Genomic DNA, 19,436 nt, shown 5'->3' with positions numbered 1-19,436 from the left:
CACGCCGTCCTTCATCGCCTTGGCGATGGTGGGACCATCCCCGCGTGCGCGGGGAGCACCATGCCGTAGGTCTTGCGCAGCCACGCCCGCAGGGACCATCCCCGCGTGCGCGGGGAGCACACACACAGGAGGAACCACCATGGCTGGAAGCCGGGACCATCCCCGCGTGCGCGGGGAGCACCTCTCCCATCTGGGAGGGGCGGGGCGTCCTTTGGGACCATCCCCGCGTGCGCGGGGAGCACCCCGACAGCCCGTCGCACTGGTTGAAGGTGAAGGGACCATCCCCGCGTGCGCGGGGAGCACACCTTCCCGGAAGGAGTCGGCACCTGCCGCTGGGGACCATCCCCGCGTGCGCGGGGAGCACGAGGCAACCGCCTGATCGTGATCCGCGACGTTGGGACCATCCCCGCGTGCGCGGGGAGCACGGCAAGACCATCGCGAGCCTGTTGCGCTGGTTGGGACCATCCCCGCGTGCGCGGGGAGCACTTGATACTGGGAGGGGCGCGGTCGGGGGAAGTGGGACCATCCCCGCGTGCGCGGGGAGCACACCAGCGTGGCGACGTCCAGCCGCACGGGTGTGGGACCATCCCCGCGTGCGCGGGGAGCACCGTAGCACCAGCGCCGTGAGCTGGTCACCGCAGGGACCATCCCCGCGTGCGCGGGGAGCACCTCGACATCAGAAAGCGGGGTCGCCGTCGGCGGGGACCATCCCCGCGTGCGCGGGGAGCACGATCACGTCGACGATGACCATCGACCGGGGGTGGGACCATCCCCGCGTGCGCGGGGAGCACACTTCGCCGTCGCAGCCCCAGCAGATCCTCGTGGGACCATCCCCGCGTGCGCGGGGAGCACACTGGGAGCGTGGACCTGTTCCAGCCCGTCCCGGGACCATCCCCGCGTGCGCGGGGAGCACCACACCACCACCCGGCTGCCAGCGCCGTTCCTGGGACCATCCCCGCGTGCGCGGGGAGCACGCGGCCAACACCCGCCGCCCGTACTCCATGACGGGACCATCCCCGCGTGCGCGGGGAGCACTTCCTGAGCCACCCCCGCGCGTACAGGCGTTCGGGACCATCCCCGCGTGCGCGGGGAGCACCTCCCGGCCGGGTGCGGTGTGGAGGTCGCCGGGGGACCATCCCCGCGTGCGCGGGGAGCACAGTCAACGACCTGCAAACTTACCAGCGGCAAGCAGCCGTTTTTCCAACTTCTCGAAAAACAGACACCGAAGACATAAAACCCAGCAACCCCACAACTCCCCTAACGACCGCCGACCCCATAAGCAGCGAGGAACACCCGCACGCCCTCCTCCGCATGCTGGCACAGTTCCGCCTCTGTCGGAATGGCTTCGTCCCCCAGCAGCATCGCCCGGTTCACCGGCTCCGACATCACCAGCCAGTTGAAGTGGGACGCCGCCCGCAACGGCTCCCCCACCGCCAACAGCCCCCTCTCCCCCAGCCGGGCGAAGCTCTCCGCCAACCCCTCGATCGCCCGCTGCGGCCCGCACTCGTACAGCACCCGCGCCAGCTCGGGGAACCGAGCGACCTCGCCGATCACCATCCGCCTCAACCGCATCAGCCGCGGCGTGAGCACCACCGTGAGCTGCCGACGCGCGTAGTCACACAGGTACGCCTCCACGTCCTCGACCCGGTCGGGCTCGGGCGTCTCGTCGCGCACCGCGTCCCCCGCACCCGAGGTCATGCTGGTGACGATCTCGACGAACAGCCCCTCCTTGCTGCCGAAGTGCTTGTAGACCGTCTGCTTCGACACCCCCGACAGCGCGGCGATCTCGTCCATGTTGGTCCCGAGGTAACCACCCCTGAGGAAGACCTCCTCCGCGGCGCCCAGGATGGCCCGGCGCTTGCGGGCCGAGCGACTCAGCTCCTCCTCCGCTGGCGGGTTCACGCTGTCCAACACCTCGTCTTCGTCGTTCCAGGTTTCGTTTCGACCCTTTTGTCCTATGGGTACCGTACGGTCTAGTTCCACACCACATGCGGTACTGGACGGTCCAGTTTGAAGGCGGACCGAACGCGGTAGCGCGTCAGAGGGAACGGAAAAACCCCATGTACGTCAAGTTCGCCGAACTCCCCGTCTTCGACCAGGAGCGGGCCAAGGCCTTCTACACCGACCGCCTCGGCTGCACCGTGGCGACCGACGCGCCCATGTCCGAAGACGGGTGGCGGTGGATCGAGCTCGGCTTCCCCGGCTCGCGGACCCGCCTGCACTTCCAGCGCCGCGCGGACGAGAACCCGTCAGCCGAACCGGTCATGGTCCTGGTGACGGAGGACGTCGAGGGCACGGTCGAGGCCCTGCGCGCCGCGGGCGTGGAGATCGTCACCGAACCGGGGGAGGCGATGTGGCAGCCGGGGGTCACGGCCGCCGAGTTCCGCGACAGCGAGGGCAACCGCATGGTGCTCAGCGACAGCTGACCAACGGGCACGCAAGAGGCAGGGAGACGCAGACATGTCGCACCACTCGCGCCACTCACCGGGAGCGCACACGTTGAAGGTGCCGGGTGCCAGCATCCACTACGAGGTCCGCGGTTCGGGCCCCGTGCTGCTGATGATCCCCGGCGGCCCGCAGGACGCGGGCGTCTACACCGCCCTGGCCGAGCACCTGGCCGACCGCTACACGACCGTGGCCTACGATCCCCGCGGCAACTCGCGCAGCGAGCTGGACGGCGAGCCCGAGGACCAGCGGGTGGAGGTGCACAGCGACGACGCCGCCAGGCTGGTCGCCGAGGTGGGCGGGGGCCCGGCCTACGTGTTCGGCAACAGCGCGGGCGCCCAGATCGGGCTCGACATGGCCGTGCGCCACCCCGGGGCGGTGCGCGCGCTGCTCGCGCACGAGCCGCCCTGCCTCATGCTGCTCGACGACCCCTCGGAGGTGCTCGCCCGCGACCAGGAGGTTTACGACACCTACCGGCGCGAGGGCGTGGAGGCGGCGATCGGCAAGTTCATGGCGCTGAACGGCCTGGACGAGGAGGACGGGGAGGCGCAGGAGGAGGACGGGCCGGAGCCGGAGGGCGCCGCGGCGGAAGGGCCGATGCACGAGGACCCCGAGACCTTCGAGCGGGTCAGCGGCAACTTCGGGTACTTCCTGGCCCACGGGCTGATGCAGCTGTCGCTGTACCGGCCCGACGTGGAGGCGTTGCGGGCGGGCGGGGTCCCGGTGACGGTGGGTCTGGGCGACGCCTCCGCCGGGAAGCCCATCCACGACATCGGGCTGGCGCTGGTGCGGCTCCTGGGCACGGAGCCGGTCGCCTTCCCCGGTGACCACACGGGCTTCGGAACCCATCCCCGCGCCTTCGCCGAAGCCCTGCACGGCGCGCTGGACGGCGCACCGGAGCGGCGCTGACCGACCGGGGCAGCACCGACCGGCCGGAGCAGTGTTGGCCGGATGTGGTCAGGACCGCCCGGTCCCGACCACGCCCTTCCCCGGCACCGGCCGGGGTTTCGGACGCACACGACCGGGCGGTCCGGCCTGTCCGCTCCGGCACGCGCCCCGGAACCGGCCCGCACCGCCCCGCTCCGTCACGCCACTCCACGCGCGGGGCGGGGCGGTGCGCCAGTGCCGGGTTCAGTCCCGCTGGACTCCCTCCGGCCAGATGACCTCCACGGGCACGCCCCTCAACCGCGCCGCCTCGACCGCGTCGGCGGTCCCGCCTCTGCCGTCGGCGGGCTGGCCGTCCCAGACCGCGAACATCAGCTCCACCCAGTCCAGGACGGCCTCGTTGGCGTCCTCGTAGGCGGCGCGGCCAGCCCGACGGTGCGGCATGTAGCGCACCAGTGAGGAGCGCACGAGCAGGTCGTCGAAGCGGTCGAGGTTGGCGGGTTTGACCTTGGCCTCGCGGTAGTCGGCCGAGGGCAGCACCACCTCCAGTCTGCCCCCGACGTCCAGCACGGCCTCGGCGAAGAGCTGGTCCGCGCCGCGCGCCAGGCAGGAGACGCCGACCAGCCTGTCGTCGGCATGGGGGTCGAGTGCCGCCACCAGCGCTTTGCGCACCAAAGTGACGCTGTCGCCGGAAAGATTCGAATGACCGGTGATTCCGATACGAGTCACGTCATCCCTTTCACATTTCGCTGATGGTGCAGCAGCGTATGTGATAACTCATCGCGGACCGCGGCCACGTGCGGGTCGCGGTGGTGCGTGGCGGACTCGGTGTACCAGTCGCGCAGGCGTCTGCGGACCCTGCCCGAGCCCAGGGAGGGTTCGAGGGCCGCGGCTTGGCGCACCACCCGGGCGGCCTCGGCGGGCTCGTCGAGCAGCAGGTAGGTGCGGCCCAGCCCGATGAGGTCGAAGGCGCGGCCGCGCTTGCCGGAGGGCGCGCGCAGCTGGAGCGCCTTGGTGATGTAGGCGGCGGAGGACTCGGCGTGCCTGCGGCGCGCGCCCGGCTCCTCCTGGAGCACCGCGAGGTCGCGGTAGCGGGCGCCGACCACCCCGGCCAGTTCGGCGTGGTCGAAGCCGCCCACCCAGTCGGGCACCTCCTCGCCGTTGGCGCCCTCCAGGAGGTCCTCGGCCTGGATGACCGTGCGGCGGTAGGCCTCCGACCTGCCCATCCGCGCGTAGGACCAGCCCTCGCGCGTGCGCAGCATCGCCCGGACGAGCGCGGGCGCGCCGGTGGAGTCCGCGCTGTCGAGCGCGAGGCGGGAGATGTCCAGGGCGTCCTCGGGCCGGTGCAGGTCGAGCATCTGCCGGGCCATGTCGGCCAGGACTCCGACGCCGTAGGGGCGGTGCTCGGGTCCGGCCTGGTGGAGCGCGCGCAGGGAGAGGGTGTAGTACCGCTGCGCGGTGGGGTGGTCCCCGGCGTCGAAGGACATCGAGGCGACGGTCTTGGACAGTTCGGCCATCACCGCGAACAGCCGGTTCTGCACGGAGGCGGGCTGGGGGGTCTCCACGAGTTCGGACACCTCCGAGAGCTGTCCGACGACGGCCTTGCGGCGCACCCCCAGGCGCCACCGGTCGTTCCAGTGCCGCAGCGCCACGGTGGCGGCCTCGATGCGCCCCAGCTCGGCCTCTCCGATCGTGCCGCGGACCAGGCCGGGGGCGGCCGGGCCGGGCAGCAGCCAGTGTTCCAGCGTCTCCGTCAGTGCGGCGCCCATCAGGAGCGCGCCGCCGACCGCGAATGCGTCTCTGCGTTTCATCAGGTCCTTCAGCGTGATGTCGACGATGTCCTGCGCCGTTCTGGACGCGGACCATAAATCGCCTTCTTGCAGAGAGGATTCTGTCCAGGAAACGCCCTTCGAATACTCGTCACCCGAATCCGCGAGGCCAAGGGTCCGGCGGGCCTCGGACGGCATGGCCAGGCCGTCGGCGATGCGCTGCCACGTGCTGAGCGCGGTGACCAGGCGTCTTCCCGCCATGATCGCACTCACGTGTGGCTGGGCCATGTCGACGGCGGAGCCGATCGTCTGCTGGCTGGCACCGGTGTGCTGTCGGACGAGCCCGAAGAGGGCTCCGGCGTCGTGCTCGGCCAGCGACCGCAGGACGTCGGCACGGGCCCAGAAAGCCCGTGACGGGGAAAGACGTGGACCGACCTGGGATTTCGTCATGCATACCGCCGGTGTATATCGGCACGGAATTCCGTCCTCGTGGACGAACGGCGTTACATCTTCCGTAGTAATCCTTACCCGGAAACTCCCGTCCCCGTAATGGACGCAAGACCCTGGTTCGTCCATGCCGGGGACACCCCCCGAGGAGAAGAGCGGTGACCTCCACCCCACAGGCAGGGCACGGCGGCGGCACGGGCCACGGGTCCGGAGCCGGTGTCGGTGCTGTTCACACGAGCGATAGGCCCGTCCGGCGGCGCGGAAGGCGCAGTCGGAGCGGGCGTCCCGGACACATCGGACTCGCCGAGTGCCCCGGACTCGTCGAAGACGTCGAGCACCCCGGACACATCGGACTCATTGGGCGAACCAGCCACACCAGAACCTTTGGTTATCCCGAACGCGTCGGGAACGTCGAGCGTCCCGGGCACATCGGATGCGTCGAGCACCCCGGGCACGCCGAGCGTGCTCCGTCCGCCGGACACTCCGGACCTGTCAGGTACGGCGAGCGCATCAGGTACGGCGGACATGTCGGGCACGCCTGTCACGCCCGGCGTGCCCGGGGCGTCAGCGCACAGTGCGTCAGACGGTGCGGGAGGTGCGGCAGATGATCCCCCCGCACGAGAGGATGGTCGAACGCCTCGTCGAGGAGGGCGCTCTGGCCGCGGAGTGGCGCGGGGCCTTCGCGGCGGTACCGCGGCACCTGTTCCTGCCCGACGAGATCGCCGCCCCGGACACGGGCGTGCCCGTCGACCGCTACCGCGGCGAACTGCGGTGGCTGGAGGCGGCCTACGCCGACGTTCCCGTCGTCACCCAGGTCGACGACGGCGCCCGCTACGGCCCCGGAGAGCCCACGTCCTCGTCCCCTGCGCCGTCCTCGGTGGCCGAGACGGTGCAGCGGCTGCGACTGGCACCGGGCATGCGGGTGCTGGAGGTGGGCACCGGCAGCGGGTACACCGCCGCCCTGCTCGCCCGGTTCCTGGGCGACGACGCCGTCACCTCGGTGGAGATCGACTTCGAGCTGGCCGAACAGGCGCGGGTGCGGCTGATGAGCGCGGGCCTCACACCGCTGGTGGTCAGCGGGGACGGCATGCGCGGCTGGGCCGGGCGCGCACCCTACGACCGGGTGGTCAGTGCGGTGACCGTGCAGCGCGTCCCCTACGCGTGGGTGGCGCAGTGCCAGCCCGGCGGACGCGTCCTGACTCCGTGGGGAACCGCCTTCCACCACGGGGTGACGGCCGATCTCGTGGTCGGCCCGCACGGGACGGCGCACGGCAGGTTCACCGGGCACACCGACCGCATGTGGGCGCGAGCGGACCGCACCCCGCGCCACCTGCTGGAGACCTACGTCCGTCCGGACGACGACGAGCACACCACGACGTGCTCCCGGCTGCACCCGGGAGAGGTGGTCGGCGACTCCGACGGGGCCTTCGCGGTGGGGTTGCAGATGCCGGACGTGCACCGGATCGTCCGGCTCGGGGGCGGCCCCGAGGACCCGCGGTTCACGGTGTACCTGCTGGACTCCTCGACCTGGTCGTGGGCCTCCTGGCACATCGACCCCGGGCACCGGGACCAGGGCTACGAGGTGCGCCAGCACGGCCCCCGCAGGCTGTTCGACGAGTTGGAGGCGGCCCACCTGCTGTGGGTGGAGGCGGGGCGTCCCGTCCACACCCGGTTCGGACTGACGGTGTCGGCCGAACACCAGCTGGTGTGGCTGGACGACGAGGCCACGATCTTCGCCGCCATGAGGTGAGGAGGCCGGCGGAGCGCCGGAGCCGCGTGCTCCCGGGGTTTCCGGGGCCTCCGAGGACGCCGAGGACGCCGAGGACGCCGAGGCATGAAGGCACACAGACACGAGAGAACACCAGGACCAGACGGACCGCGAAGGCCGTTCCCGTGGGAACCGCCCGTGCGGCCGTCGCACGAACCGAGGAGAAGACAGATGACCGTCCTGCCACGCCCACGGCGACCGCTCGACCTGGACAGGCGCTGGAAGCGCCGCAGCTACCCCGCCAACCTGGCAGCCATCCGAAGAGCCCGGGCCGACCTGCGTGCCGACCTGTCGCGGGTCTCGGGCGCCGACGAGGAACTGGTCGCGGCCGTGGTGCTGTGCGCCAGCGAGATGCTGACCAGCACCATGGGGCGGGTCCTGCCCAGCGGAAGCGGGGCGGAGGTGGTGCGCACGCTCGTGCTGCGCCATGACCCCGGCGGCCGCCGCGTCCTGCGGCTGTCGGTGGCGGACCGGTGGATTCCGGGAGCCCTGGCGAGCGTGCCGGGTCCGGAGGCGGACCAGGACTGGCGGGAACTCGCGCTGGGGCAGGGGCTGCTGCTCATCGGCCACTTCTCCGCCCGCTGGGGAACCCGTCGGGCCGGTGCGCCGGGCGAGGACGCGGGTCGTGTGATCTGGGCCGAGTTCGACCTCGCGCCGCGGTGGAGCCCGCGCCGGGTGGCGGCGTAGGCGGTTCGGGCCCCGGGTTGGAGCTGGGCCCGGGGCCGGGCTCGCGGACGGGCGCGGTGACCGAACCCGGAGGCGGGCCGGTGGACGAGCACGCGGACCGGCCCTGGAAGCGGGCTGGCGGACGGGCCCCGGCGGGGGAAGGCCGGGGCCCGACGCGGAACCGGACCCCGGCCGTGAACCGAACCGCGCGGCGAACCACTCCGGTGCCGGGGCTGGAACCGGCACCGGACCGGAGCGGGCCCGACCGGGGAAGGGTCGGTCGGGCCCGGCCGGGAAAGGGCACCGGACCACGGCGACTCCGGCCGGATACGCGCGTCGGTCCGCGGCGGGCCCCCCGACAAGGACTCGACGCCACCCCCGGCGAACTCCGGGCGCCCCCGAACACACGAAGAGTGTCCCCCGTCACACTCGCGGATTCTTGAGTGTGCCGTGTCGGCATGGTTTCTCCTGATCTTCGACTCCCCGGTCTCACCGGGCACGAACGAGAGGAACGACATGGCACTGCCCGACCTGGTCCCGGTCGAGGACTTCTTCAGCCCGCCGGAGCGCGCTGATGCGACGATCTCGCCGGACGGAACCCGCATCGCCTACCTGGCGCCGTGGAAGGACCGGCTCAACGTCTGGGTCCAGGACCTCGACCAAGCCGGAGAGTTCGACGGCGAACCGCGCTGCGTGACCGCGGACGAGAGCCGCAGCGTGCAGAGCTACCAGTGGACCGACGATGCGCGCTGGCTGCTCTACCTCCAGGACAGCGGCGGCGACGAGAACTGGCACCTGTTCCGGGTCGACCTGGACGCCGCCGAGCCCACCACAGTGGACCTGACCCCCTTCCCCGGCGCCCGTGTCGTCAGCTTCGAGCCGTCCCGGGGACGCCCGGGGAGGATGACCGTCTCGCTCAACGCCCGCAATGTCGCGGAGTTCGACCTGCACGAGCTGGACGTGGCCACCGGCGAACTCACCATGCTGGCCCAGAGCCCCGGCGCCGCGAGGATCTGGACGCGGGGAAGGGAGGGCGAGCTGCTCTCCACCACTCTCAACGAGAACAACGACTTCGAGATCTCCCGTCACGACTCCGCGACGGGCACCACGAGCAGCGTCCTGGTGTACGACGGCGCCGACTATCCGCTGGGCGTCTTTCCCGCACAGGTCACACCGGACGGGACCGGGATGTGGGTCGGCTCCAGCCGGGGCACCGACCGCACCCGCCTGGTACGCGCCGACATGGCCACGGGTGAGGAGACCGAGGTGGACAGCCACCCGGACTTCGACATCGACACGCGCGCGCAGGTCTCCACCCTTCCCCCGCCGCTGATCCTCGACCACCGTGGCGAGCTGCTGGGGGTGCGCTACCTGGGCGAGCGCCAGGTCATCCATGCCCTGGACTCGCACTTCGCCGAGGTGCTGGCCGAACTGGAGAAGCTGTCCGAGGGGGATGTGGCGGGACTGTCGTCCGACGCCGACGGGCGGCGGTGGATCGTGAGCTTCACCCACGACCGCGACCCGGACGCGACCTGGTTCTACGATCACTCCACCGGGGAGTCCCGGCTGCTGTTCCGCCCCCACCCGCACCTGGACCCCGACGCGATGGCCCCCATGCGGCCGGTCACCGTCACCGCCCGGGACGGCCTGGAGATGCCCTCCTACCTGACCCTGCCGGTGGGCGTGGAGCCCGAGAACCTGCCGATGGTGCTGATGGTGCACGGCGGCCCGTGGGCGAGGGACGCCTGGGGCTTCGACCCGACCGTCCAGCTGCTGGCCAACCGGGGCTACGCCGTGCTCCAGGTCAACTTCCGCGGCTCCAACGGGTTCGGCAAGGCCCACATGAAGGCCGCGATCGGCGAGTTCGCCGGGAAGATGCACGACGACCTCATCGACGCCGTGGACTGGGCCGTCGCACAGGGCTACGCCGACCCGGACCGGGTGGCGATCTTCGGCGGCTCCTACGGCGGCTACGCCGCGCTCGTGGGGGTCACCTTCACCCCCGGCCGCTTCGCCGCCGCCGTCGACTACGTCGGCATCTCCGACCTGGCCAACTTCATGCGCAACCAACCGGCGTTCGTCCGGCCCGCGCTGGCCAACAACTGGTACCGCTACGTCGGAGATCCGGACGTCCCCGAGCAGGAGGCCGACATGCTGGCCCGCTCACCGATCAGCCGGGTGGACCGGATCACCACACCGCTGATGGTGGCGCAGGGCGCCAACGACGCCCGCGTGGTCAAGGCCGAGTCCGACAACATCGTCGCCGCGCTGCGCGAGCGCGGCGTGGACGTGGAGTACCTGCTCAAGGAGGACGAGGGACACGGGTTCGTCAACCCGGAGAACCAGCTCGACCTCCACCGCACGGCCGAGCGCTTCCTCGCCCGCCATCTCGGCGGACGCCGGGACTGAGCCCGGCTGGGCCCCGGCCGCACGGGGGCGGCCGGGGTCCAGCCCTCCCACCGTGTCCCGGCCGGGCGGGGCCGACGATCGCGGGGCCCGCGGGACCCGTGGGCCACCCGACCGGTCAGGGCCGTTGGTCCGCCTGCTCTTCGGCCTGCCGGTCGGCTTGCCGATCTGTCCGCTCTTCGGCCTGCTGGTCGGCTTGCTGGTCCGCCATCGCCGCGCGGGAGAGGCGGTTGAGGACATCGAGCTGGGCGGGGTTGTACAGGTCGTTCAGCGCCGCGGTGAACGCCTGCGCGGCCTTGTGCCGGTCGATGGCCGTCGTGGCCTCGGAGATGCGCAGCTCCGGACGGTCGGACAGAACCTCGCGGGAGGCGTGCCACAGCCGTTCGGCTAGCTCGTGCCGGGTCTGCTCGTCGGCGTCGGTGGGCAGGTTGTTGAACTCCTCGTCGGAGGAACCGGAGCCGTAGGCCCGCGCCAACTCCGTGAGGGCCCGCTGCGTCTGCGGGGTGAACAGGCGCGCCATGACCGCGGTCAGCGAGCGGTCGGCCTCGGTCATGGCGATCCCGGCGGTGGCCAGGGCCATGTCGGGCGGTAGTTCGGTCGGCCCGGACCCGCGCAGGGCCAGGGCCAGCTCCTCGCGCATCCGCCGCAGGCGTTCGATGGCCTGGACGAGTTCGTCGTCCAGGGCCCGCAGCTCCTGTTCGGGGTAGGCGTCGGCCTCCCCCATCTCGGCGATCTGCACCAGGGAGAACCCCAGGTCCGACAGCCGTTTGACGCGAAGGACCCGCACCAGGTGCTCGACCTTGTAGTGCTTGTAGCCGTTGGCGCCGCGCTCGGGTTCGGCCAGCAGACCGACCTCGTGGTAGTGCCGCACCGTCCGCAGGGTCGTTCCGGCCAGCTCGGCCAGTTGACGGGTGCTCCACGCCATGACGTTCCCTCCGCGCTCACGGTCCGGCGGCCTTCGCTCCACCAGGAACGCTAGTGCAGACCAAGCGGTCCGCAGTCGGGGTGCGCGGCCCGTGCCGCGTGTCCGGTCGTTGCGGGCCGAGGACCGCGCACCCGACCGGGAGTTGCCCGGCCGGGCGGCACGGTGGTCGGCTGTGCGCGGATGAGCGGGGTGGATGCCTCTCCGCGGGCGGACAAGACCGGTTGTCTTTCCCCGGGTTGTCTTTCCACAGGCAGCCCCGTTGCCTTTCACAGGCGGATGGTGCGGACTGGTGGGGTGACGACCGGGGGACGTAGGCTCGAATTCGGGGGCTGTCGCGCCACCCATGAGCGCGTCACGCGCCCCCGAATCCAGTGTCCCCCGGCCCGCCCTACCCGGCCAAGCCCCGATCCGTCCCTGTGGACAGACGCCCGGGGGCTGGCTCCCGGAGACGAGCGACCGGGGACAGGCTCCCGGAACGGGTTCCCAGGGACAGGCGACCTGAGCCTCAGGTCCCGAGCGACCGGGAGTCAGCTCCCGAGCCCGGCGCACACGAGCGGTCCTCAGGCCGGACGGCGCGGACCGCGGCGGCGCGAGGCCGACCCGCCACGCGCAGACGACCCTCCGCGCTCGGTCGAACCACCGCGCGAGGCCGCCGCACCACGCCCAGCCGACCCGCCGCGCGCAGCCGACCCACGCGATCCGCCGCGCGAGCCCGCTCCGCGACCGCCCTGGCGGCGCTGCTCCTCCCGGGGAGCGCTGGGCAGGGTCACCGGAACACCGGACGGCTCCCGGGCACCGGTCACCCGGGCCAACTCGGGGTCGTCGGCGCTCACCTGTGCGACGTGCGCGTCGATCCGGGCCCGCTGCATCAGCCTGGCCATGTCCCGCCGCTCGCTGGGCAGCACGAGCGTGACCACGCTGCCCGTCTCGCCCGCGCGCGCGGTGCGCCCGCCCCGGTGCAGGTAGTCCTTGTGGTCCGTCGGCGGGTCGATGTTGACCACCAGGTCCAGGCCGTCCACGTGGATGCCGCGCGCGGCGACGTTGGTGGCGACCAGCGCGGTGACCGTGCCGTCCTTGAACTGCTTGAGGGTGCGCGTGCGCTGGGGCTGGGACCGGCCGCCGTGCAGCGGCGCCGCCCGGACGCCGCTGTTGAGCAGGTGCTTGGCCATCCGGTCCACGGCGTGCTTGGTGTCCAGGAACAGGATGACCTGCCCCTCACGGGCCGCGATGCGGGTGGCGGTGTCCTGCTTGTCCATGTGCGACACGTGCAGGACGTGGTGCTCCATGGTGGAGACGGCGCCCTCGGACGGGTCCACCGAGTGGACCACCGGGTCGTCGAGGAACCGGCGGACCAGGGTGTCGACGTTGCGGTCCAGGGTGGCCGAGAACAGCATGCGCTGGCCCCCGGTCGGCACCTGCATCAGGATCGCGGTGACCTGCGGCATGAAGCCCATGTCGGTCATCTGGTCGGCCTCGTCCAGGACGGTGACGTCCACCCGGTCCAGGACGCAGTCGCCGCGCTCCATCAGGTCGCGCAGACGGCCCGGGGTGGCCACGACCAGCTCCACACCCTGCCCCAGGGCGCGGGCCTGGCGGCCGATGGGCATGCCGCCCACCACGGTCGTCGTGCGCACGCGCAGCGAACGGGCGTAGGGGGCGAGCGAGTCGTTCACCTGCTGGGCGAGTTCGCGGGTCGGCGCGAGCACCACGGCCAGGGGGTGGCGGGGCTCGGCCACGCGGCCCTCCAGCCGGGCGAGCAGCGCCAGCCCGAAGGCCAGGGTCTTGCCTGAACCCGTCTGGCTGCGGCCCAGGACGTCGCGCCCGGCCAGCGAGTTGGGCAGCGTCGCCGCCTGGATGGCCGACGGTGTGGTCAGGCCCTGGCGGGCCAGCGTCGACTTCAGCGGCGCGGGCATCTCCAGGTCCTGGAAGTCGTGGACCGGGTCGAGCGCGGGGGTGGTCGAGACCGGGAGCGCGAACTCTCCGGAGGGGCGTCCTGCCTGGCGCCCGCCGGAGCCGCCGCGCTGGGGACGTCCGCCGGACGGGCGGGGCCGCTGACGGCCGTAGCCGCCGGAGGGGCGGCCGCGGCGCGCGTCGGTACGGGGTTGGTTCATATGGGGCCTTTCGCCGCCGACGCGTGCCTGGCGGGAAGCCCTCGGGGGCTTCGGCGTGTGACACCGGGTGTGCGCCGGAAAGAGTCTTCGAGGATCCACGGCCGGCACGGAGAACCCGGGGTCGTGGCGGAGTAGCCGGACCAGCGCCTGTCGGAGAACGACGGCCAGAGAAACGGTCCGGGAAAAACAGAACCGGGGAGGGGCCGCTGCCGCGAGGGCGGGCCCCTGCCCCGGAAGGAGTCTGAGCTGGGTCAGATCAGGGTGATGTTGTCGGCCTGGAGGCCCTTGGCACCCTGGGTGATGTCGAAGTCCACGGCCTGGCCCTCCGCGAGCTCGCGGTAGCCGGTGCCCTGGATGGCGGAGTAGTGGGCGAAGACGTCGGGGCCGCCGCCGTCCTGCTCGATGAAGCCGAAGCCCTTTTCACCGTTGAACCACTTGACCTTGCCGGTCGCCATGGGTGTTCCTCTCGTTCGGGAGTATGAAGAAAACCGCGGTCTGACGATTTTCCCGTCACTGCGGCAATAACCCGAAAAAGATGTACATCCAACGGGAATCACGACTGCAACTCCACTGAACCTAGCACACCTTCTCCCCCGCGCCACAGAAATACCGTGTGTCACATGGCACCGGAAAACGTGGTAAGGATCCAGCCGGAAAACACGTTGGTCCCGGACCCTGCCCCCGGCCCCGGCGAACGCCGCGACGGGCGCACGCTCGCCCCGCAGCCTCAGCGGCGCGGGGACAGCACGGCGGGCAGCCCGAAGTGCCGGAAGAGCGAGGTGTCGAAGAACATCACCGTGTGGGCGACCGCGTCCGCCCCGGGCGCCAGCTCCAGCACCTGGATGCCGAACGCCCGGTGGACGCCGTCGCCGCCCCGCATGTACAGCGCGAAGGCGGGCTGTCCGTTGGCCCCGGTCGGCACCAGCGCCATGTCGCCCGGCCCGCTGGCCGGGCAGTGGGCGGCGATGAGGCGGCCGATGTGCTCGGCGCCGCGCACCCACGTGGCGAAGGGCGGCATCTCGAACACCGCGTCGGCGGTGAACAGATCGGTGATCGCCGAGATGTCGTAGGACTCGAACGCGTCGACGTAGCGGTTCAGGACCTCGCGCTGTTCCGGCAGGGGCTCGGCCACCTCCTCCTCGATGGGGGTGACCCGGGCCAGCTGGGCGCGGGCCCGCTGGAGCAGGCTGTTGACCGCGGGGACGGAGACGCCGAGGGTGTCGGCGACCTCGGCCGCGCTGTAGCGCAGCACGTCGCGCAGGATCAGCACCGCCCGCTGCCTGGGTTGCAGGTGCTGGAGCGCGGCGACCAGGGCCAGGCGCACGCTCTCGCGCGCGGCCACGACCGCACCGGGGTCGTCCACGCCGACCAGGGCGTCGGGCACCGGCTCCAGCCAGGGCAGCTCCGGGCGGTCGGCCAGTTCGCCCTCGGGCTCGGCGGCGGGTCCGCCGAGCCCGGTGGGCAGGGGCCGCCGCCGACGCCTGTCCAGGGCGGTCAGGCAGGCCGTGGTGGCGATCCGGTGGAGCCAGGTGCGCAGGCTGGAGCGGCCCTCGAACCGGTCGTAGGCCTTCCAGGCGCGCAGGTAGGTCTCCTGCACCAGGTCCTCTGCGTCGTGCACCGACCCCAGCATGCGGTAGCAGTGCGCGAACAGCTCGCGCCGGTAGGGGTCGGCGAGACTCATGAAGTCCTGGTCGGACGCGTGTTCCACCACGACCGTCACGTTACGCCTCCTGTATGACAGAACACACGTTCCCGAACGGGTCGGCGAACCACGCCACCGTCGGGACGCCCCGCGAGACCCCCTTGCCGTCCTGGTCGAAGCCCTCGTAGCGGAGCATCCCGACACCGCGGCGGGCGAGCTCGTCCACGACGGCGTCGATGTCGTCCACGGGGAGGTTGAGCACGGTGAAGCCCGCGGGCTCGTGGTCGGGCTTGGGGTATACGAGGACCGCCCGGCCCTCCCCCAGGTCGATGCTGAGCAGGCCGTGTTCCTCCATGCCCTCCACGGGTCCGACCGTGAGCCCGAGGGTGGTTCCGTAGAACTCCCTGGCCCGGTCGGGGTCGCGGACGGCGAAGGAGCCGAAGGCCCTGGTGGTGTCGAACACGGTCCTCTCCTAACTCTCGCGCGCCATGGCGGCGCGGTGTTCGTCGCTGAGCTGGATGATCTGGACGTGGTTGCCGTCGGGGTCGACGGCGGTGCCGAACAGGCTGCCGTCGCGGTCCTCCAGGGGCGCCAGCCATCCGGTGCCCCGCGCGTCCACGCGGGCGGCGACGGCGCGGGCGTCGTCCACGTCGACGTTGAGGATCATGCGGGTCGGGTCGCCCGCCCTGGGCGCGACGTCGTCCCGGCGGTCGATGAGCAGGTGGAAGGCGCCCAGGCGCAGGACGCGGTAGCCGTCCATGTCGACGTCGTCCTGGGGTGAGAGGACGTCGGCGTACCAGTCGTGCAGGCGGTCGGGGTCGGTGGTGGCGAGGAGCATGCCGTCGAGGTTGGGGCGTTCCATGGTGTCCTCCGGGTGGTGTGGTGTCCGGCTTCGCGTCATCGGGTGCGGGCCGCAGTGCCGGTCGGCACCGCCGGTCCCGGGCGGTCCCGGGTCCGGTGCCGCTCACCCGTACTGACTCGCCGGGGTGCGCGGACTCATCGGCCGACGGCGGTTCTGCTGCCACCGTTTTCCGGGCGGGTTCGGCCGCCACCGGTTCCCCTTCCGTCAGCCGCCCGCCGGTCCGGGCGCCGGAGCGCTCTCGACCCCGGCCTGCGGCGTGTCCGCGGCGCCCTCCCCTCGGCGTCCACCGGTGCCTCCGCTGGTTCGGGCTCCGGCGGTGTCCCCGACGGCGCGGTGCTCGGGGAGCAGCAGGGGCGCGCACACCAGGGGCAGCAGCATGACGGGGACACCGAGCAGGAACACCGACCCCGTCAGAACCACTCCAGGAGAACCCTGCCCACGACCGGTCCGATGGTGGTGCCGCCCATGAAGCAGCTCGTCCACGATGTTCCGGGCGGTGCCGTGGCGCGGGGTGACGCAGGGTTCGTTCCCGGTCTGCGCGGGTTCCGCGCCGGTCACCGGAGCGGCCGGAACGGTCGGCTCGGAACACGGCGGTGGGGCCGGGCCCCGCGCATCGCGGGAACCGGCCCCTTCCGGTGCCTCAGCGGCTCAGCCGCCGGAAGCGCCGCAGCGCCAGCGGCACGAAGACCGTCATCAGCACCAGCGGCCAGACCACCGCCATGAGCAGCGCGTTCTGCGCGATCCAGGAGTCGTTGGCCGCCACCGGGTTGCCGAACAGGTCGCGGGCCGCGATCACCGTCGCCGACAGCGGGTTCCACTCGGCCACCGGCACCAGCCAGTCCGGCATGGTGTCGGTGGGCACGAAGGTGTCCGCGACCATGGCCAGCGGGAAGACCAGCGAGAAGAACTTCATCGCCGCCTCCGGACTGCGCACCACCAGCCCCAGGTAGATACCGATCCAGGTGAAGGCCAGGCGCAGCAGCAACAGCAGCCCCAGAGCCGCCAGCGCGGAGAGCGGGCCCTCGTGCCACCGCCAGCCGACCAGCAGCCCCATTCCGGCCAGCACCGCCAGGTCCACCACCGCGGAGAGCACGTCGGCCAGGCTGCGCCCGGCCAGCAGCGAGGCGGGGGCCATCGGCAGCGTGCGGAACCGGTCCACCACGCCGCGCCCGGCGTCGGTGACCACCGCGATCGTGGTGTTGCCGATCCCGAAGGCCATGGTCAGCGCGAACAGTCCCGGCATCAGGAACTCGCGGTACTCCTCGCCGGGAGCGTCCATGACCGCGCCCATGGCCTCGCCGAAGACGAAGCCGAACAGCAGCACGGCCAGGACGGGGACCATCAGCGTGCCGACGAGTTCGTCGGGCTTGTAGACCAGGTGCAGCAGGTAGCGGCGCGCCACCACCCAGGTGTCGGCCAACGCCCAGCGCGCCCGCGCCAGGGGGCCGGGATCCTCCGGAACCGGACGCTGCGCCTCGGTCGCGGACGCCATGGCGCCTCCCTCCTCCGGGGCCGGCGGCCCCGCCTCGGTCACGGACGTCATGTCCCCTCCCCGCGCGCGCCCTGGCGGCCGGTCAGCCCCAGGAAGACGTCGTCCAGGGTCGGGCGGCGCAGGGCGATGTCCTCCACGTCCAGCCCGGCCTCGTCCAGGGCGCGCACCGCCTTGGCCAGTCCCGCGCCCCGGCCGTCGAAGGGCACCGACACCCGCAGGGCGTCGGCGTCCACCTCGGGCAGGGCCCCGGCCACGCGGCCCAGGACCTCCGCGACCGGCGGGAGCGCGTCGGCGTCGGCGACGACGGCCTCCACCCGGCCGCCCCCGACCCGGGACTTGAGCTCCTCGGGGGTCCCCTCGGCGATGATCCTCCCGGCGTCGACCACCGAGATCCGGTCGGCCAGGCGGTCGGCCTCCTCCAGGTACTGGGTGGTCAGCAGCACGGTCGTGCCGCCCTCGGCCAGGTCGCGCACGGCGCGCCAGACCTCGGCGCGGCTGCGCGGGTCCAGGCCCGTGGTGGGCTCGTCCAGGAACAGCACGGCGGGGTCGGGGATCAGGCTCGCGGCCAGGTCCAGGCGGCGGCGCATGCCGCCCGAGTACTCGCGCACGGGGCGGTGGGCGGCGCCGGTGAGGCCGAACCGCTCCAGGAGTTCGGCGGCCCGGGCCCGCGCCACCCGGGCGCGCAGGTGGTGCAGGCGGGCGAACATCTCCAGGTTGCGACGCCCGTTGAGGACCTCGTCCAGGGCCGCGTACTGTCCGGCGAAGCCGATGCGCGAGCGCACCCGGGCGCTCTGGCGGGCCACGTCGAACCCGGCGACGCGCACCTGTCCGGAGTCGAAGCGCAGCAGGGTGGACATGATCCGCACGGCGGTGGTCTTGCCCGCGCCGTTGGGCCCCAGCAGCGCGTGCACCGCGCCGGGGGGCACCTCCAGGTCGAAGCCGTCCAGGGCGGCGCGGCCGCGGGCTCCGGGGTAGGCCTTGCGCACGTCGCGGGCCAGGATCACGGGGTCGGCGGTGCGCTGCTCGGCTGCACGGTCGTCGACGGCGGGAGCGGGTCTCACGGCGCGGCCTCCTCGACCGGGGCCCCGGCGGCCGGGAGCCGGCCCGGGCGCGTGCGCTGGGCGGGCACGTCGGGCCGGGTGACCTCGGCGTGGCGGCCCAGGCCGATACGGGCGATGTTGCGCACCGACTCGCTGCCCTCGGTGTAGTAGGAGCAGTGGCCGGGGATGGGGCCGGTGGCGAAGGCGGTGGCGCCGAACCCGGGGCGCAGCGGCGAGGGGCCGTGGCCCAGGTCCCGCCAGCGTCCCCGGGGGAAGAAGCGGATCCAGTCCGCGGGGCCCAGCGCCGCCCACAGGTTCCCGGTGAAGCCCAGGTCGGCGACGGAGTTCCCGCCCATGCCGGGGCTGCCCAGGGCCACGCACTCGTCCACGCGCCCGTGCCGCAGGGCCAGCCCGCACACGACGGTGCCGTAGCTGTGCCCCACCAGCGTGATGCGGGCGGTGCGGGGCAGGAAGGCCGTCAGGCGGGCCAGGTCCTCGGCGCCGCGTTCGGCCGGTCCCCGGAAGGCGGCCTCGGCGAAGCCGCGCGGGGTGTCGTAGCCGACCCAGACCACGACGGCGGAGCGCTCCTCGGGGGCGAGGGCCCGCATGGTGCGCAGGACCGTCCCCCCGTTGACCCGGGGCCGGGTGGGGCGGTTGGCGTCGAAGTAGTTGCCCAGGTAGTTGTCGTTGCCCGGGACCAGGACCACGATGTGGTCGGCCGCGGCCACGTCCCCCAGCGCCTCGACGATGCGCCCGTCTCCGGTCTCGTCGTGGGCCAGGAGCCGCAGGCCGTGCCACTCGCGCTCCTCGTAGCGCAGGGGGGTGGGGGGCGAAGCGTGACGTGGGCCCGCCGCGATCATGACTCTCCTGGGGAAGTTCGAGTGCCGACAGGTGGGGGGAACGGACCCTTTTCACGCTAGGTCCGCGGCGGGGTCGGCCTCCATGGCGCTGTCCCCCCGAACCGGGTCTGGCGTTGAC

The 19,436-nt window shown here is 72.5% G+C and carries 17 protein-coding genes, 1 pseudogene and 1 CRISPR repeat array (1 of these 19 running past the window's edge); of the genes and pseudogenes, 5 read left to right on the top strand and 13 right to left on the bottom strand.

Features of this window, described 5'->3' with window-relative positions; genetic code table 11:
• Positions 1 to 1,157: a CRISPR direct-repeat array (repeat unit 29 nt; unit sequence GGGACCATCCCCGCGTGCGCGGGGAGCAC) (it extends 530 nt beyond the left edge of the window).
• A gap of 100 nt (positions 1,158 to 1,257) precedes the next feature.
• Positions 1,258 to 1,902 (bottom strand): TetR/AcrR family transcriptional regulator, encoded by a 645-nt coding sequence (locus tag AC0VX6_RS10275; protein WP_475468333.1) that lies wholly within the window; start codon positions 1,900 to 1,902, stop codon positions 1,258 to 1,260.
• Positions 1,903 to 2,060: 158 nt separating this feature from the next.
• On the opposite strand from AC0VX6_RS10275, the gene AC0VX6_RS10270 reads away from it, so the two are divergent.
• Together AC0VX6_RS10270 and AC0VX6_RS10265 are read left to right on the top strand one after the other, a co-directional pair.
• Positions 2,061 to 2,426, top strand: a complete 366-nt coding sequence (locus AC0VX6_RS10270; protein ID WP_274977306.1) for a VOC family protein — start codon at positions 2,061 to 2,063, stop codon at positions 2,424 to 2,426.
• Between the two features lie 34 nt (positions 2,427 to 2,460).
• The gene (locus AC0VX6_RS10265) at positions 2,461 to 3,354 is read left to right on the top strand and encodes an alpha/beta fold hydrolase (protein WP_475468331.1); all 894 of its coding nucleotides are present in this window, start codon (positions 2,461 to 2,463) and stop codon (positions 3,352 to 3,354) included.
• A 222-nt stretch (positions 3,355 to 3,576) separates the two neighbouring features.
• Here the strand turns inward: AC0VX6_RS10265 and AC0VX6_RS10260 are convergent, their stop codons facing one another.
• Complete coding sequence (locus AC0VX6_RS10260) at positions 3,577 to 4,059, bottom strand: hypothetical protein (RefSeq protein ID WP_274977304.1); 483 nt, start codon at positions 4,057 to 4,059, stop codon at positions 3,577 to 3,579.
• Entirely contained in the window at positions 4,056 to 5,549 is a 1,494-nt protein-coding gene (locus AC0VX6_RS10255) for an NsdA family TPR-like regulatory protein (RefSeq protein WP_274977303.1), read from the bottom strand. The genes AC0VX6_RS10260 and AC0VX6_RS10255 overlap by 4 nt, the downstream gene beginning before the upstream one ends.
• 601 nt (positions 5,550 to 6,150) lie before the next feature.
• Between AC0VX6_RS10255 and AC0VX6_RS10250 the strand changes: the two genes are divergently transcribed.
• The 3 genes from AC0VX6_RS10250 to AC0VX6_RS10240 all read left to right on the top strand — a co-directional run bounded on the left by AC0VX6_RS10250 (position 6,151) and on the right by AC0VX6_RS10240 (position 10,389).
• Positions 6,151 to 7,296: a methyltransferase domain-containing protein gene (locus AC0VX6_RS10250; protein WP_475468329.1), complete on the top strand. Its 1,146-nt coding sequence runs from the start codon at positions 6,151 to 6,153 to the stop codon at positions 7,294 to 7,296.
• A gap of 189 nt (positions 7,297 to 7,485) precedes the next feature.
• The gene (locus AC0VX6_RS10245) at positions 7,486 to 8,001 is read left to right on the top strand and encodes an ATP-binding protein (protein ID WP_274977301.1); all 516 of its coding nucleotides are present in this window, start codon (positions 7,486 to 7,488) and stop codon (positions 7,999 to 8,001) included.
• A gap of 495 nt (positions 8,002 to 8,496) precedes the next feature.
• A complete protein-coding gene (locus AC0VX6_RS10240; protein ID WP_475468327.1) occupies positions 8,497 to 10,389 on the top strand; it encodes a S9 family peptidase in 1,893 nt (630 codons plus the stop codon).
• Between the two features lie 115 nt (positions 10,390 to 10,504).
• On the opposite strand, the gene AC0VX6_RS10235 is transcribed toward AC0VX6_RS10240, so the two are convergent.
• The 10 genes and pseudogenes from AC0VX6_RS10235 to AC0VX6_RS10190 all read right to left on the bottom strand — a co-directional run bounded on the left by AC0VX6_RS10235 (position 10,505) and on the right by AC0VX6_RS10190 (position 19,318).
• Entirely contained in the window at positions 10,505 to 11,311 is an 807-nt protein-coding gene (locus tag AC0VX6_RS10235; protein ID WP_475468325.1) for a MerR family transcriptional regulator, read from the bottom strand.
• A gap of 560 nt (positions 11,312 to 11,871) precedes the next feature.
• Positions 11,872 to 13,422 carry a DEAD/DEAH box helicase gene (locus AC0VX6_RS10230; RefSeq protein WP_475468324.1) on the bottom strand — a complete coding sequence of 517 codons (1,551 nt, stop codon included), beginning with the start codon at positions 13,420 to 13,422 and terminating at the stop codon, positions 11,872 to 11,874.
• Between the two features lie 251 nt (positions 13,423 to 13,673).
• Positions 13,674 to 13,877 carry a cold-shock protein gene (locus AC0VX6_RS10225; protein WP_274977297.1) on the bottom strand — a complete coding sequence of 68 codons (204 nt, stop codon included), beginning with the start codon at positions 13,875 to 13,877 and terminating at the stop codon, positions 13,674 to 13,676.
• A gap of 272 nt (positions 13,878 to 14,149) precedes the next feature.
• Positions 14,150 to 15,142: a sigma-70 family RNA polymerase sigma factor gene (locus AC0VX6_RS10220; protein WP_475468323.1), complete on the bottom strand. Its 993-nt coding sequence runs from the start codon at positions 15,140 to 15,142 to the stop codon at positions 14,150 to 14,152.
• 1 nt (position 15,143) lies between these two features.
• Positions 15,144 to 15,527 carry a VOC family protein gene (locus tag AC0VX6_RS10215; protein WP_274977295.1) on the bottom strand — a complete coding sequence of 128 codons (384 nt, stop codon included), beginning with the start codon at positions 15,525 to 15,527 and terminating at the stop codon, positions 15,144 to 15,146.
• Positions 15,528 to 15,536: 9 nt separating this feature from the next.
• Positions 15,537 to 15,926 carry a VOC family protein gene (locus AC0VX6_RS10210; protein WP_274977294.1) on the bottom strand — a complete coding sequence of 130 codons (390 nt, stop codon included), beginning with the start codon at positions 15,924 to 15,926 and terminating at the stop codon, positions 15,537 to 15,539.
• Positions 15,927 to 16,253: 327 nt separating this feature from the next.
• Positions 16,254 to 16,408, bottom strand: a pseudogene (locus AC0VX6_RS10205) (MFS transporter); the annotation flags it as partial.
• Positions 16,409 to 16,566: 158 nt separating this feature from the next.
• Positions 16,567 to 17,418, bottom strand: coding sequence for an ABC transporter permease (locus AC0VX6_RS10200; RefSeq protein ID WP_274978110.1), 852 nt, complete (start codon positions 17,416 to 17,418; stop codon positions 16,567 to 16,569).
• A 47-nt stretch (positions 17,419 to 17,465) separates the two neighbouring features.
• Positions 17,466 to 18,479: an ATP-binding cassette domain-containing protein gene (locus AC0VX6_RS10195; RefSeq protein WP_475468321.1), complete on the bottom strand. Its 1,014-nt coding sequence runs from the start codon at positions 18,477 to 18,479 to the stop codon at positions 17,466 to 17,468.
• Entirely contained in the window at positions 18,476 to 19,318 is an 843-nt protein-coding gene (locus AC0VX6_RS10190) for an alpha/beta hydrolase (RefSeq protein ID WP_274977292.1), read from the bottom strand. Before AC0VX6_RS10190 ends, AC0VX6_RS10195 begins: the two co-directional genes overlap by 4 nt.
• Positions 19,319 to 19,436 lie beyond the last annotated feature (118 nt).

The sequence above is a fragment of the Nocardiopsis sp. iso_25 genome (assembly GCF_056173305.1).
The sequence above is the reverse complement of the archived record's forward strand: the minus strand, read 5'-3'. Positions and strand labels throughout refer to the sequence as shown.